The following is a 13,800-nucleotide window of genomic DNA, read 5'->3' as shown; positions in this document are numbered from 1 at the left end:
TTTGAATCGTTCCAATGCTTGACCGCTCCACAGGAGCGGTCCACACTCTCCTTCGACAGATCGGGCTCAACTGATCGTCCAACAAGAAACCTGCCGGTGCCTGAGACCACCTGAAGGTTGGCCGGGCCTCCGGCGCCTGAGGAGGATATCACGCATGGCCACCGTCTCCCTTACGGTGAACGGTCAATCCGTCACCGCAGACGTCGATCCCCGTACTCTTCTTGTTCAGTTTCTGCGCGACAATCTCCGGCTCACCGGAACCCATGTGGGCTGCGATACCAGCCAGTGCGGCGCCTGCGTCGTGCACCTCAATGGCGAGGCCGTAAAATCATGCACGACATTGGCCGTTCAGGCGGATGCCGGTGTCGTCACCACCATCGAGGGCCTCGCCCAGGGCGGTGAGCTGCACCCGATGCAGGCGGCCTTCCGCGAGCATCACGGGCTGCAATGCGGCTACTGCACGCCGGGCATGATCATGTCCGCCGTGGACATCGTGAACCGCAAGGGTCCCGATCTCGACGAGCAGACCATCCGGGCAGAGCTGGAAGGCAACCTGTGCCGCTGCACCGGCTACCACAACATCGTCAAAGCCGTCGCCGCCGGAGCCCAGGCCATGGCTGAGGCGCCCCTGCAGCAGGCGGCGGAATAGGGCGCAGTCAATCAGCTCGTCCAAGGCATAACGCTCCTCGATCCGAGGATGCGGCTGCAGGCGAGCCTCGAAGCAGGCGCCTTCCTCTTCCAAGCCCTGTTCGAGGTCCCGCTCCGCTTCCGCCTCTCCGATGAGGGCAGACGAAGACAAGGGAGGATTTCATGACCGCGACAGGGATCGGCGCGCCCGTACGCCGGAAAGAAGATCAGCGTTTCGTCACCGGCCAGGGACGATACGTGGACGACTTCAACCGACCTGGCCAGGCCTATGCCTATTTCCTTCGTTCCCCGCACGCCCATGCGGCGATCAGGTCCATCGATGTCGGCGCGGCGCAGACCATGCCGGGTGCGCTCGCCGTCTTCACGGGCGATGATCTCGCGGCGGACAAGATCGGCGGCCTCATCTGCGGCTGGATGATCCATTCGAAGGACGGCACGCCGATGAAGGCCGGGCCGCACCCAGCGCTTGCCCAGGGCAAGGTGCGCTATGTGGGCGACCACGTGGCCGTGGTGATCGCCGAGACCCTGGCCCAGGCCAAGGATGCGGCGGAAGCCATCGTCGTCGATTACGACGTGCTCCCCGCCGTCGTCGACACCGCCGAGGCGGCGAAGTCCTCGGTGCAGGTGCACGACGTGTCGCCCGACAACACGGTGTTCAACTGGCATCTCGGCGACAAGGATGCGACCGAGGCTGCCTTCGCGAAGGCGAAGCACGTCACCAAGATCGACCTCGTCAACAACCGTCTCGTGCCGAATCCCATCGAGCCCCGTGCGGCTCTGGGTGAATACGATTTCGGAACCGACAACTACACCCTCTACACGACAAGCCAGAACCCGCATGTGGCCCGCCTCGTGCTGTCCGCCTTCATCGGCGTCGCGCCGGAGCACAAACTGCGGGTGATCGCGCCGGATGTGGGCGGCGGCTTCGGCTCGAAGATCTTCATCTATGCCGAGGAGACGGTCTGCGTCTGGGCGGCGAAGAAGGTGAAGCGGCCGGTGAAGTGGACCTCGGACCGCACCGAGGCCTTCCTGGCGGATGCCCATGGGCGAGACCACGTCACCCATGCGGAAATGGCGACGGACGAGAATGGAAAGATCTTAGGCCTAAGGGTCCACACCACCGCCAATCTCGGAGCCTATCTCTCCACCTTCTCCTCCTCCGTGCCGACCTATCTCTACGCCCCTCTCCTGTCGGGCCAGTACGATATCCCGGCGATTTATTGCGAGGTGGACGGCGTCTATACGAACACCGCGCCCGTCGACGCCTATCGCGGCGCGGGGCGGCCGGAAGCGACCTTTGTGGTCGAACGGCTCGTCGAGAAGACCGCCCGCGAACTCAAGCAAGATCCGGCGGAGTTCCGCAGGAAGAACTACATCACGCAGTTCCCGCACCAGACGCCGGTCATCATGGCCTACGACACGGGAGACTACGCCGCCTCCCTCGACAAGGCGCTGGAGCTTGCCGATTACAGGAACTTCCAGGCGCGCAAGCAGGAGAGCGCCCGTCGCGGCAAGCTGCGGGGCCTCGGCTTCTCCAGCTATATCGAGGCCTGCGGCATCGCCCCCTCGCAGGCGGTGGGCTCGCTCGGCGCAGGCGTGGGCCTCTGGGAATCGGCGGAAGTGCGCGTGAACCCGACCGGCTCGGTCGAGGTGCTCACGGGCTCGCACAGCCACGGCCAGGGCCACGAGACCACCTTCGCCCAGCTGGTCTCGGACCGCCTAGGCATTCCCATCGATCAGGTCAGCATCGTCCATGGCGACACCGACAAGGTGCAGTTCGGCATGGGCACCTATGGCTCGCGCTCCGGCGCGGTCGGCATGTCCGCCATCGCCAAGGCCATCGACAAGGTGATCGCCAAGGGCAGGAAGGTGGCGGCCCATGTGCTCGAAGCCTCGGAAGGCGACATCGAGTTCAAGGACGGACGCTTTGGTGTCGCGGGCACGGACCGCTCGCTCGCCTTCGGCGAGGTGGCCCTGCAGGCTTACATCGCCCACAAGTTCTCCGGCCAGGATCTGGAGCCGGGCCTGAAGGAGGGAGCGTTCTACGATCCCACCAACTTCACCTTCCCCGCCGGCGTCCACATCTGCGAGGTGGAAATCGATCCGGACACGGGCGTCACCACCATCGAGCGCTGGACGGCGGTGGACGATTTCGGGGTCATCATCAACCCGATGATCGTGGAGGGCCAGGTCCATGGCGGCATCGCCCAGGGCGTCGGACAGGCGCTTCTGGAAGGCGCCGTCTACGACCGGAGCGGACAGCTCGTGACGGCCAGCTTCAATGATTACTGCATGCCGCGCGCCAACGACCTGCCGTCGTTCCAGGTCGGGATGACGGTGACGCCCTGCCCGTCGAACCCGCTCGGGATCAAGGGCTGCGGCGAGGCCGGCGCCATCGCCGCGCCGCCTGCGGTCATCAACGCGATCACCGATGCGCTGGGCCACGAGGACATCGCCATGCCGGCGACGCCTCAGGCCGTCTGGCGGGCCGCGCAGAAGGCGCGCATGCCCATGGCCGCGGAATAAGGGAGGAGAGAGGGATGTACGCTTTCGACTATCACCGCCCCACGAGCGCCCGGCAGGCTGCCGACCTTGCCTCGCAATTCGAGGACATGAAGTTCCTCGCCGGCGGGCACACCCTGCTGCCGACCATGAAGATGCGTCTCGCAGGCCCCACCAATCTGGTCGATCTCGGCCAGATCGCGGAGCTGCGCGGGATCGAGCGCTCGGGCGATACGCTCAGCATCGGCGCCATGACCAAGCATGCGGAGGTCGCCCATTCAGCGGACGTCCGGCAGGCCATCCCGGCCCTTGCCGAACTCGCCGAAGTCATCGGCGACCCGCATGTGCGCAACCGCGGCACCATGGGCGGCTCGGTCGCCAACAACGATCCGTCCGCAGACTATCCGGCGGCGTGTCTGGCGCTCAACGCCACCATCGTCACCGACCGGCGCGAGATCGCGGCGGACGATTTCTTCCAGGGCATCTTCACGACGGCTCTCGACGAGGGCGAGATCATCACGAGGATCGCCTTCCCGGTCCCGTCGCAGGCGGCCTATGCCAAGTTCCGCAATCCCGCCTCGCGCTATGCCCTCGTCGGCGTGTTCGTCGCGAGGTTCGCGGATGGCGTGCGAATGGCGGTGACGGGCGCGGGCTCGAACGGCGTCTTCCGTATGCCGGAGATGGAGCAGGCGCTCGCCCAAAACTTCGCGCCTGAGGCTCTCAACGGGATCGCCGCTCCGGAAGACGAGATGAACAGCGACATCCATGCGGATGCAGCTTACCGCGCCCATCTCGTCGGCGTCATGACGCGCCGGGCCGTGCAGGCGGCCGCCTCGCGGAGCTGAGCGACAGGCACCTGAGCGACAGCCGATGCCCGGGCCTGACCCGGGCATCTTGCCCTTGTGGAGCAGATCATCCCGTGGCTGAACAACCCGGTTCCATCGACGAAACCCTCGCCCTGCTGGAGAGCACCGGCTACGTGGCCGACCGGCCGCTTGCAACGGTGCTCTTCCTCGCGTTGAGGCTCGGGCGGCCGCTCTTCCTCGAAGGGGAAGCCGGCGTCGGCAAGACGGAGATCGCGAAGGTGCTGTCCGCGGCGCTCGGGCGCAGGCTCATCCGCCTGCAATGCTACGAGGGCCTCGACGTGGCGGCTGCGGTCTATGAGTGGAACTATGCCGGGCAGATGATGGCGATCCGTCTTGCGGAAGCCGGCGGATCGGTGGACCGCGACACGCTCGAAAGCGATCTCTTCTCCGAGCGCTATCTGGTGAAGCGGCCGCTTCTGCAGGCACTCGAGATTGACACCGCCGGCGCTCCGGTTCTCCTCATCGACGAACTCGACCGCACCGACGAGGCTTTCGAGGCCTTCCTCCTCGAAGTCCTGTCCGACTTCCAGGTCACCATCCCGGAGCTCGGCACAGTCAGGGCGGAGCATCCGCCCATCGTCATCGTCACCTCGAACCGGACGCGGGAGATCCACGACGCGCTCAAGCGCCGCTGCCTTTACCATTGGGTCGACTATCCGGATGCGGAGCGTGAGCTCGCGATCCTCAAGAGCCGCGTGCCGGATGCTCCCGCACGGCTCTCGCAGGAGATCGTCGGCTTCGTCCAGGCGATCCGCAAGGAGGATTTGTTCAAGGCGCCCGGCGTCGCGGAAACCCTCGACTGGGCCTCGGCCCTGGTGGAGCTCGATGCGGTGGCGCTGGACCCCGCCCTCGTCTCCGACACGCTCGGCGTCCTGCTGAAATACCAGGACGACATCCAGAAAATGCAGGGCAGCCGCGCCAAGGAGATGCTCGACCGGGTGCAGGGCGCGCTGAGGGCTGCGGAGTGAGCGAGGAGCAGGGCAGCGGTCACCTCGCGGAGAACGTCGCCTATTTCGCCCGGACGCTTCGCGCTGCCGGCCTGCCGGTGGGGCCGGGCGCGGTCCTCGACGCCATCGCCGCGATTGAGGCCGCCCGGATCGGCACCCGCGAGGATTTCTACTGGACGCTTCACGCCGTCTTCGTGAAGCGGCACGAGCACAGCATCCTGTTCGATCAGGCCTTCCGGATCTTCTGGCGGCGGCGCGCGCTCCTCGAAAAGCTGATCGCCATGATGTCCCCAGTCGCTCCCGGCAATGCGAAGAAGGAGGACAAGCCGAAGGCCGGCGCCCTGCGCGTAGCCGAAGCGACGAACCCGCCCCAGCCGCAGCAGACCGAGCCGGTGGAGCAGCCCGAATTCTCGGCGCGCCTGACGGTCTCGGACAGGGAGATGCTGAAGGCGAAGGACTTTGCGCAGATGTCTGCGCCTGAGATCGTGAAAGCGAAGCGCCTGATTGCCGCGCTATCGCTGCCGGAGGATGAAGTCGTCACGCGCCGGTTCTTGGCGGATCACCGGGGCCGCCGCATCGACCCGCGCAAAACCTTCCGGCGTTCGCTGCGCGGTGGAGGAGCCGTCATCGACCTCGCCTACCGCTCGCCCGCCATCCGTCATGCACCACTGGTGGCGCTCGTGGACATCTCCGGATCCATGGCGGAGTACTCGCGCCTGTTCCTGCACTTCCTTCATGCGGTAGCCGAGAAGCGGCGGCGGGTGCATTCCTTCGTCTTCGCGACGCGCCTGACCAATATCAGCCGCGAACTCACGAGCCGCGATCCGGACGAGGCGCTCGCGCGCGCCACGAAGCGCGTGCAGGACTGGGAGGGCGGCACGCGCATCGCTCAGGCCCTGCACGAATTCAACCGCCACTGGTCGCGCCGGGTGCTGGGCCAGGGCGCCATCGTGCTGCTCTTCACCGACGGTTTGGAGCGGGAGGTCACGGACGAGCTGACCTTCGAACTGGATCGCCTGAAGCGGTCCTGCCGTCGCCTGATCTGGCTCAACCCGCTCCTGCGCTTCGACGCCTTCGAGGCCCGCGCCTCCGGCATCCGGGCCATGCTGCCCCATGTCCACGAGCTCCGCCCCATCCACAGCCTCGCCTCGATGGGGGCGCTCTGTCAGGCCCTCTCCGGCAAGCACGCGGGACGAAGCGACCCGCGCCAATGGCTGCAGGCCTCCTGATCCCGGTTTCAGCGGAGCCTCCCGAGCTCCTCCGCCGTGTCCACGTCCTGGAGAATCGCAGGGTCCTCCACCGGCCATTCCAGAACATCCGCCCGACCACGCAGGAGAGGACCAGCGCCGGCGTCGCCGGAGAGGCCCTGGATCGTGTCTTCGAGCACAAGCGAGAGGACGACCGGATTGCCCCGCCGCCCATCGAGGGTCGGGACGAGGGCTGCGGGCTCTCCCTGCTCTCTCCACGCGCTCACGAGCGTATCGATCAGTGCCGCCGAGACCAGCGGCATGTCCCCGAGGAGAATGATGGCGGCTCTTGCATGGGAGGGCAGCGCGGAGAAACCGGCCCTGAGCGAAGTCGAGAGTCCCTCCGCAAAGGCTGCATTGCGGACGAGGCGGACGGACAGATCGGAAAGCGCAGCCTCGACCTCCTCCGCCCGGTGGCCGGTGACTGCGACGACCGGCTGGGCCGACGACGCAACCGCCGCCTCCGCCACGTGGCGCACCAGGGGCTTGTCCGAAAGCGGCGCCAGGAGCTTGGGCTCGCTGCCGAAGCGGGTGCCCCGTCCCGCCGCGAGAACGATGGCGGCCACGTCGCTCATTCCTCATCCCCGCTCTCGCCACCCGCACGCGGCTGCGGCCGCGACACGATCTCCATCAGAAGTCCGCCGACGCCGAGCGCCGTGATGTCCGCCCGCGTGACGGGCACGCCTGCCAGGATCCGGTGCAGCACCCAATCGAACCCGTTCTCCTTCGGGGAGCGGGCACAGCCAGGCGCTCCGATCACGGGCTTCCCATGGAGGGATCCGATGAGGAGCAGGTTTCCGGGATCGACGGGCATGCCGAAATGTTCAACGGCTCCACCGGCCTTCTCGATGGCACTCGGGATGACGTCGCGCCGGTCGGCGATCGCGGAGGCCCCGAAGATCACGATGAGATCCGCCTCTCCCGAAGCCCGTTGCGCCAGCTCCTGCGCCAGGGCGGAAGCATCGTGCGCCACGCGGCTCTCCCAGGCAATCGCCGCCTGCGCCGGCTCCAGGCGCCTGGCGAGGACCGCATTCGTCTTGTCGATCACGCTCGCCTTCAGCCCCGGCAGCACGGTCGCGATCACCCCCACCTTCCGGCGGAGATAAGGCGCGATCCGCAGCGCCTGCCGGTGAGTCCTGGCGATGCCGTCCCGCAGCAGAGCCTCGGGAATGGCATAGGGAATGATCTTGACGGTGCCGATCATCTCGCCGGCGACGACCGGCCGGAAAGCCGGCAGGGTCGCAACCGTCATGGCCTCGTCCACCGCGTTGAGGCTGTCCACGGCCTCGCGGTCGACGCACAGGACGCCCGCGACCTCGGCGTAGAGATTCGAGCGGCCGGTGAAGGGCTCCTCGACCGTGATGTTCTCGCCTGCAAGCACCTTTGCGAGCCGCCATGCGGCTTCGTCTTCCCCGATATCGCCGGGCTCGAGCTGCACTGCGATGATGCTTTCGACGCTAGCCTGATGGAGGCTCTGAGCGATGTCCGGCGTGACGGCGCTCCCCTTCTTCAGCACGATGCCGCCGGCCCTCACGGTGTGAGCGGCCAGGGCCCCAACCGCTTCCAGAACCGGAACGAGGCCGAACCTCACGCCGCGCGCCTCCGGTCTTGTCGCAATGCGGCGATGATCTCGGCGAGGATGGACACGGCAATCTCGGCGGGCGAGACCGCGCCGATATCGAGCCCGATGGGTGCGTGGATGCGGGCGAGATCCGCCTCTCCGAACCCGGCCGAGAGCAGGCGCTGGACACGCCGCTCATGGGTCTTCCGCGAGCCGAGGGTCCCGATATAGAAGCATGGAGACCGAAGGGCGGCGATGAGCGCAGGATCGTCGATCTTCGGATCGTGGGTCAGGGCCACCGTGGCGGTGTAGCGGTCGAGGCCGTAATCCGGGAGCGCCGCATCCGGCCATTCGGCCAATACAGGCACGTCCGGAAAGCGCTCGGGCGTCGCGAAGGCCGTACGCGGATCGATGATGGTGACGTCAAGATCGACGCCCTTCGCCATGGGCGCGAGCGCCTGGCTGATATGCACTGCGCCGATGACGGCAACCCGCACAGGCGGGGCCTGAACGGTCAGGAAGAACTGGCGCCCGTTCTGCTCGAGCAAGCCGCTCTTGCCCCGACGCAGGGCCTCCTGCAGCTCGGCGGCCAAAGGATCCTGCCCGATATCCCCTTCCCGGACGAGGCGCTGCTCGCCCGAGGCGAGCTCCGTCACGAGGATCGCTGCGCGCCGGGCGGCCCGTTCCGCGTTGAGATCGGAGAGGAGACCCAGCCGCATGTCGCTCCCTCAGTTCACGGCAGAACGGGCACTTTACTCCACCCGCTCCACATAAACCCTGATCCGCCCGCCGCAGGACAGGCCGACCTGCCAGGCCGTCTCATCGGCGACGCCGAACTCTAGCATTCGCGGTTTTCCATCTGCAATCACGTCCAAGGCCTCTGTGATCACCGCGCCCTCGACGCAGCCCCCGGACACAGAGCCGAGGAAGTTCGTATCCTCGTCGATGATCAGGTGGCTGCCGACAGGGCGCGGAGCCGAGCCCCAGGTCTCGATCACCGTCGCCAGAGCCACGCCCCTGCCCGCGCGCCTCCATTCCTCCGCAGCCCTTAAGATGTCAGTCTCGGTCGAAACCATGGGGGCCTTCCGGGCGTGGTGGCGATGAACACGGCCGATTGTGCCACTGTCGGAACCGAAGGTGCAACAGGGGCAGGCTGCCGAAAGGCGATCCGACTGGCGGTAAGCGTCTCAATCCTGGGAAAGGGTTCCGGCGGCCCCTTGGTGTGGAACCGGGGCGGAGTGGCTGGGGCGCCAGGATTCGAACCTGGGAATGGCGGTACCAAAAACCGCTGCCTTACCGCTTGGCTACGCCCCACCGGGATGAGGCGTGTACATAGTCGGCACAAACGTCGCTGGCAACTCCGATTTGCACCGGACCGGATATCTGCACGAAGTCCCAAATCTCCCCTTGCGGCGCTCCCCCCTCGCCGCTATAAGACCGGCCTCCCGAGAATTTTCGGTGTCGGAGTGTAGCGCAGTCTGGTAGCGCACCACGTTCGGGACGTGGGGGTCGCAGGTTCAAATCCTGCCACTCCGACCATTCTTTCCCGCAAAACTCAGAAACAACTTGAACCGCACTCTCAGTGCGTCGGGAATCGTCCGTCATAGGGCTCGTAGTGGAGCACCTGCGTCGGGGCGGCTTCGATCTGATGACGTGAGGCGCGCTGCCTATCCTGGGGCTCTCGGTCAGGGAGCGGCTCCATGCCCGAGGGCGTGTAGCGGGGGCGGAAGCGCAGATCCACGAGGGCGCGCAGTTCGGGGGCCGCCAGATCCATCATGGTCGCGTCGCGCCAGCGGCGATGCAGCTTATTCTTGCCCGTCAGTATGCTCCAGAAGCTGCGGGCCTCCTCCTCGACCTGCAGGACAATCCGTCCCGTGAAGGTCTTACGGAGATTGAAACGTCCTGTCAGAGCCATCGACCTCTCCTCGATCACCTGCCATGCGCAACCGAAGTCGGCCGGAGCGACATCGCCGAGGCTGCCTTTCGCAATGCCCGCGGGCGCGGCGCTCATCCGATTCCGTCATGAAGCCAATGCCTTGGCAGGCCTCGGGTTCCGGGCATTCCCGCCGCGGTGCGATGCCGTTTCCGTGAGGGCTTTGCTGCAGGAATTTCAGCCGCTTTCGAATGGAATGAAGACGGGTTATGGGAAGCTTGTCGCTTCAGGACAGGGGGAGTTTCTCGACGGGTGATCCGATTGTGTCCGGCCGGACTGGGAAGCGTAAAAGGAGAGCCCGTCGGGTAAAGGGTCAGCCGGCCCGCCGTCCGGTCGCGGATGCACCGACCGGCTTCGTCGGACGCTCGATCGTCACGAGCTGCCCGGTTCTGGGATCGAGGATCGTCATGTGCTGCTCCATAGCTTTGAGATCGAGTCCGCTGCCCAGGAACCGTCCTGCTTCTTGCACGATGCCTTGGCGTGGGAGAAACGCCCGACCGTCCCGGAAGATCGAATGATGCTGAGAACATGGTAAGCAATTCGTTACTGAATGGTGCGCATCGCAGCCTCGTCTTCCGGAAGCTTCGCCGCTAACCGGGGTCCGTCACGCACCGGCGCCAGCCGGCTTGTCGATCCATCCGGAGACAGTTGATGAACACCGCTTCCCTCGAAAAAGTCTGGGCCCCGCGCCTTCTCAGCGTTCTGCGAATCGTCGCAGCACTCATCTTCATGGCGCACGGAACGCAGAAGCTCCTCGGCTTTCCGGCCTCGTCCAATCCTGCCCCGGAGGCCTTCACCCTGTCCTGGATCGCAGGCGTGCTGGAACTGTTCGGGGGCGCGCTTCTGATCCCAGGCCTGTTCGTCCGCCCGGTCGCCTTCGTGCTCTCCGGGCTAATGGCGGCGGCCTATTGGATCGCGCATGCCCCGCGCAGCTTCTATCCCGTCCTGAACGGAGGAGACGCGGCCATTCTCTACTGCTTCGTCTTTCTGTACATCGCAGCCGCTGGCGGCGGCGCGTGGAGTCTGGACAGGCTCCTGAACCGGCGCCGCACAGCCCGAGGCTCAAGCCCGCAAAAGCGCGCGGAAAGCTGAAAAGGGCTTTCCGCGCCTCTTCAGTCCTCAGCCGCGCTCGCGATCCGCGCCCGAGATGCGGCGCAGGCGTTCGTCCTCCACCTCGACCTCGGTGACGTTCTCCTGATCGAGCGGATTCGGCATGAGATCCGTCATGAGGCCGGTGGTGGTCGAAGCGGCGGCGCCGATGGGGGGCGCCCGGTCGTCAGAGCGCAAGGCATTGCTGCGCTCACCGGCGTTGATGCGCCCTTCGTCGTCCAGGATGTCGATCACCCGGTCGGCTTCCGCTTCACCAACTCTCGCGATCACCAGCACGCCGCCTCGGCGGATACCCTCTTCGTAAGTATGCGCCTCCTCCTCGTCGAGGCCGGCACCGGCGAGCGCGCCCGCAAGCGAGCCCACTGCAGCGCCGGTTCCCGCACCGACTAGGGTCGCCACCAGCCACCCCGCCGCCACGATGGGGCCGAAGCCCGGGATCGCGACCGTGCCGAGGCCGGCAAGCAGCCCAGCGCCGCCGCCGATGACGGTGCCCGCGGTCGCGCCTGCCCCCGCCATCTCTCCTGTGGCGGTATCCTCGTCAGAAGCATGGGTTGCGCGCGGGGCATAGTCTTCGCCGACATTGCTGGCGATGAGGCTGAGCTCGAGCCCGGAAATATTCGAGGTCTCGAGCCGGCGTACGGCCGTCGCAGCCTCGTCGTAAGTATCGAAGAACGCGGTGATTCTGCGCTCGGCCATAGGCACCTCCCGTTGCGAAGTTATCTGGGGGCTAATGTGCGACCGGCGACCCGGTTCCTGAGGGACGGCCCTGCGCTTCCATGCCGCCTTTCGGAAGCATCCCTGGATTGCTAGATCCGCAACAAAGAAGCCATTCAAAGGCGCTTTAGGGGGCTAACCCATCATGAGACATATTCATTTCGACGATGGACTGCGGCTGCGTTTCCCGGGCCGCAGCGAGGACTTCGACCAGGGTGTCGAGATCGGCATGCTGGCAGCGCTGATGGATCAAGGCATGCCGGAGTTCTCCCGCTGGATCTCGCGGGGCAATTTCGCCCAGGTCGAGGCCATCGCCAGGCAGCTCGGCTACCATGTTGTCGCGGGCAACGGCGACGAAGAGTGGGTCGATCTCACCTTCCGCTTCGGTCCGGCCAAGGCGAAGCCGAAACTCCGCCTCGTCCACTCCGCCGGCTAAAGCGACACCGCCCAAAAAAGAAGAAGCCGCCTTCGGGCGGCTTCTTGCGTTTGGCTTTTCGTCGCATTCAGCGGGCGTCGCCGCCCCGCCGCGTGACGGACCAGGCCGCCTGCAGGAGAGCCACGGCCAGGGCCGTCTTCACGATTGTCGCGGCCACGAAAGGCGCGGCGCCCACGGTCCAGGCCTTGGCGAAAGGCATCACCAGCGAGAGCTGGGCGAGGCCGAAAGCGAAGATCACCGCGTGGCCGATGCTCATCATGACGATGACGCGCAGGAGCGAACGATCCCAGCCGCGCTCGGCCATGAGGCCCATGACCACGGCTGCCGCCAGGAAGCCGAAGAGGAAGCCGCCGGTGGGGCCCATCAGATAGCCGATGCCGGCCGTCGGACCTGCGAAGACCGGCATGCCCATCGCGCCCTCGGCGAGATAGAGGGCGACCGTCGCGCCGCCGAGACGCCAGCCATAGGTCGCGCCGATGAGCAGCACGACCAGGGTCTGCATCGTCATCGGGACGAAGGGCAGAGGCACCTGGACCTTGGCGGACAGGGTGAGCAAGGCCGAGCCCACGGCCATCAGGACGATGGCGCGCAGGGCGGCAAAGCGGGCATCGTCCCGGGACGGCCAGATGAGGCCGACGAGGGTCGACGGGGAGGACAGCGAGGGTGCGCCAGTCGACATGATATGAATCTCCAGATCGTTCCGCCTTTTCCGAGGCGGCCTATGACGCCTTATAGGTGGGTCCTGCCAGCGCCTCAAGCCGCCACGCTCGGCATTTCAAACGAAGGGCACAGCTCTCGCCGGCCAGGTAGCCCCCGTCAAAACCAAGAAAGCGCTTGAGGGCGATTGGCGTTTCCCTCAAGAACGGACAGCTTCTCCCACGCCGGACCCTCTGGAACGGCATTGGCAGGGAATTCCACTTCATGGCCGACGACCTGACCTTCGATACCCGCCCCCCGGCTCAACCGGGCGAGTGCTTGCGGGTGAGCCCCCTCGTCCGCCGAATCGTCGCCGGCAATCCGGGGTCCATCACCTTCACCGGAACCTGCAGCTACATCGTCGGCTCAGGGCAGGTGGCGATTATCGATCCAGGCCCGGACCTGCCGGAGCATGTCAGCGCCCTGCTCGATGCAGTGAGACACGAGACGGTGTCCCATGTGCTCGTCACCCACACTCACCGCGATCACTCGCCCGCGGCGCAGGCGATCAAGGCGGCGACGGGCGCGAGCATCGTCGGCTGCGGGCCGCATCGGAGCGCACGCCCTCTCTTCACGGGCGAGGTCAACCGCCTCGAGGCGAGCTCCGACAAGGACTATGCCCCCGACCGGGAGCTGACCGACGGCAATGTGGTCGAAGGCCATGGCTGGACCCTTGCGGCCCTGGCGACGCCCGGGCACATGGCGAACCACACGGCCTTTTCGCTCCTCGAGGAGAAGGCGCTTTTTTCCGGCGACCACGTGATGGCCTGGTCCACAACCGTCGTTGCGCCCCCCGACGGGTCCATGAGCGAGTTCATGGCCTCCCTCGACAAGCTGAAAGGGCGGGAGGAAACGATCTACTGGCCTGGTCATGGCGGTCCTGTGCGGGAGCCTCAGCGTTTCGTGCGGGCGCTGATCCACCATCGTCGGCAGCGGGAGGCCTCGATTCTCAACCGGCTCGCCGCGGGTGACCGAACGGTCCCGGAGATCGTAGCCGCCATCTACCAGGGACTGAAGCCCGCCCTCGTCGGCGCGGCGGGACTCTCGGTCTTCGCGCATCTGGAGGACCTGGTGGAGAAGGGGCGCGTCAGGACGGATGGAACCCCGGCCCTCGACGGCGAATACCGGCTCGCCTGAAGC

At 66.3% G+C, this 13,800-nt stretch carries 15 protein-coding genes and 2 tRNA genes; 9 read left to right on the top strand and 8 right to left on the bottom strand.

Features of this window, described 5'->3' with window-relative positions; translation table 11 throughout:
* The first annotated feature begins 154 nt into the window (after nucleotides 1-154).
* The 5 genes from LG661_RS04830 to LG661_RS04810 all read left to right on the top strand — a co-directional run bounded on the left by LG661_RS04830 (nucleotide 155) and on the right by LG661_RS04810 (nucleotide 6,192).
* Nucleotides 155-649, top strand: a complete 495-nt coding sequence (locus LG661_RS04830; RefSeq protein ID WP_230530731.1) for a (2Fe-2S)-binding protein — start codon at nucleotides 155-157, stop codon at nucleotides 647-649.
* Between the two features lie 161 nt (nucleotides 650-810).
* The gene (locus tag LG661_RS04825; RefSeq protein ID WP_230530730.1) at nucleotides 811-3,174 is read left to right on the top strand and encodes a xanthine dehydrogenase family protein molybdopterin-binding subunit; all 2,364 of its coding nucleotides are present in this window, start codon (nucleotides 811-813) and stop codon (nucleotides 3,172-3,174) included.
* Between the two features lie 14 nt (nucleotides 3,175-3,188).
* Nucleotides 3,189-3,995, top strand: coding sequence for an FAD binding domain-containing protein (locus tag LG661_RS04820; RefSeq protein ID WP_230530729.1), 807 nt, complete (start codon nucleotides 3,189-3,191; stop codon nucleotides 3,993-3,995).
* A gap of 74 nt (nucleotides 3,996-4,069) precedes the next feature.
* Nucleotides 4,070-4,984, top strand: a complete 915-nt coding sequence (locus LG661_RS04815; RefSeq protein ID WP_230530728.1) for an AAA family ATPase — start codon at nucleotides 4,070-4,072, stop codon at nucleotides 4,982-4,984.
* Complete coding sequence (locus LG661_RS04810) at nucleotides 4,981-6,192, top strand: vWA domain-containing protein (protein ID WP_230530727.1); 1,212 nt, start codon at nucleotides 4,981-4,983, stop codon at nucleotides 6,190-6,192. The genes LG661_RS04815 and LG661_RS04810 overlap by 4 nt, the downstream gene beginning before the upstream one ends.
* Nucleotides 6,193-6,200: 8 nt before the next feature.
* Here the strand turns inward: LG661_RS04810 and LG661_RS04805 are convergent, their stop codons facing one another.
* The 5 genes from LG661_RS04805 to LG661_RS04785 all read right to left on the bottom strand — a co-directional run bounded on the left by LG661_RS04805 (nucleotide 6,201) and on the right by LG661_RS04785 (nucleotide 9,085).
* Nucleotides 6,201-6,785 (bottom strand): nucleotidyltransferase family protein, encoded by a 585-nt coding sequence (locus LG661_RS04805; protein WP_230530726.1) that lies wholly within the window; start codon nucleotides 6,783-6,785, stop codon nucleotides 6,201-6,203.
* Complete coding sequence (locus tag LG661_RS04800; RefSeq protein WP_230530725.1) at nucleotides 6,782-7,801, bottom strand: molybdopterin-binding protein; 1,020 nt, start codon at nucleotides 7,799-7,801, stop codon at nucleotides 6,782-6,784. The genes LG661_RS04805 and LG661_RS04800 overlap by 4 nt, the downstream gene beginning before the upstream one ends.
* Nucleotides 7,798-8,490: an XdhC family protein gene (locus LG661_RS04795; protein ID WP_230530724.1), complete on the bottom strand. Its 693-nt coding sequence runs from the start codon at nucleotides 8,488-8,490 to the stop codon at nucleotides 7,798-7,800. The genes LG661_RS04800 and LG661_RS04795 overlap by 4 nt, the downstream gene beginning before the upstream one ends.
* 33 nt (nucleotides 8,491-8,523) lie before the next feature.
* Nucleotides 8,524-8,847 (bottom strand): XdhC family protein, encoded by a 324-nt coding sequence (locus tag LG661_RS04790; RefSeq protein ID WP_230530723.1) that lies wholly within the window; start codon nucleotides 8,845-8,847, stop codon nucleotides 8,524-8,526.
* A 163-nt stretch (nucleotides 8,848-9,010) separates the two neighbouring features.
* Nucleotides 9,011-9,085 (bottom strand) — tRNA-Gln (locus LG661_RS04785).
* 148 nt (nucleotides 9,086-9,233) lie between these two features.
* Between LG661_RS04785 and LG661_RS04780 the strand changes: the two genes are divergently transcribed.
* Nucleotides 9,234-9,310, top strand: a tRNA-Pro gene (locus LG661_RS04780).
* Nucleotides 9,311-9,350: 40 nt separating this feature from the next.
* On the opposite strand, the gene LG661_RS04775 is transcribed toward LG661_RS04780, so the two are convergent.
* Nucleotides 9,351-9,782, bottom strand: coding sequence for a hypothetical protein (locus LG661_RS04775; protein ID WP_230530722.1), 432 nt, complete (start codon nucleotides 9,780-9,782; stop codon nucleotides 9,351-9,353).
* 573 nt (nucleotides 9,783-10,355) lie between these two features.
* Between LG661_RS04775 and LG661_RS04770 the strand changes: the two genes are divergently transcribed.
* Nucleotides 10,356-10,796, top strand: a complete 441-nt coding sequence (locus LG661_RS04770; protein ID WP_230530721.1) for a DoxX family protein — start codon at nucleotides 10,356-10,358, stop codon at nucleotides 10,794-10,796.
* 27 nt (nucleotides 10,797-10,823) lie between these two features.
* Here LG661_RS04770 and LG661_RS04765 read toward each other — a convergent pair whose 3' ends face one another.
* Nucleotides 10,824-11,510: a hypothetical protein gene (locus tag LG661_RS04765; protein WP_230530720.1), complete on the bottom strand. Its 687-nt coding sequence runs from the start codon at nucleotides 11,508-11,510 to the stop codon at nucleotides 10,824-10,826.
* A 163-nt stretch (nucleotides 11,511-11,673) separates the two neighbouring features.
* Here LG661_RS04765 and LG661_RS04760 point away from each other — a divergent pair, with 163 nt between their 5' ends.
* Nucleotides 11,674-11,964 carry a hypothetical protein gene (locus tag LG661_RS04760; protein WP_230530719.1) on the top strand — a complete coding sequence of 97 codons (291 nt, stop codon included), beginning with the start codon at nucleotides 11,674-11,676 and terminating at the stop codon, nucleotides 11,962-11,964.
* A gap of 67 nt (nucleotides 11,965-12,031) precedes the next feature.
* On the opposite strand, the gene LG661_RS04755 is transcribed toward LG661_RS04760, so the two are convergent.
* Nucleotides 12,032-12,643 (bottom strand): biotin transporter BioY, encoded by a 612-nt coding sequence (locus tag LG661_RS04755; RefSeq protein ID WP_230530718.1) that lies wholly within the window; start codon nucleotides 12,641-12,643, stop codon nucleotides 12,032-12,034.
* Between the two features lie 242 nt (nucleotides 12,644-12,885).
* On the opposite strand from LG661_RS04755, the gene LG661_RS04750 reads away from it, so the two are divergent.
* The gene (locus LG661_RS04750; RefSeq protein ID WP_230530717.1) at nucleotides 12,886-13,797 is read left to right on the top strand and encodes an MBL fold metallo-hydrolase; all 912 of its coding nucleotides are present in this window, start codon (nucleotides 12,886-12,888) and stop codon (nucleotides 13,795-13,797) included.
* Nucleotides 13,798-13,800: the final 3 nt, after the last annotated feature.

Origin of the sequence: Microvirga roseola (genome assembly GCF_020866965.1) — a bacterium.
GTDB lineage: Bacteria > Pseudomonadota > Alphaproteobacteria > Rhizobiales > Beijerinckiaceae > Microvirga > Microvirga roseola.
Note: the sequence above shows the minus strand (reverse complement) of the source record. Positions and strands in the feature narration are given on the sequence as shown.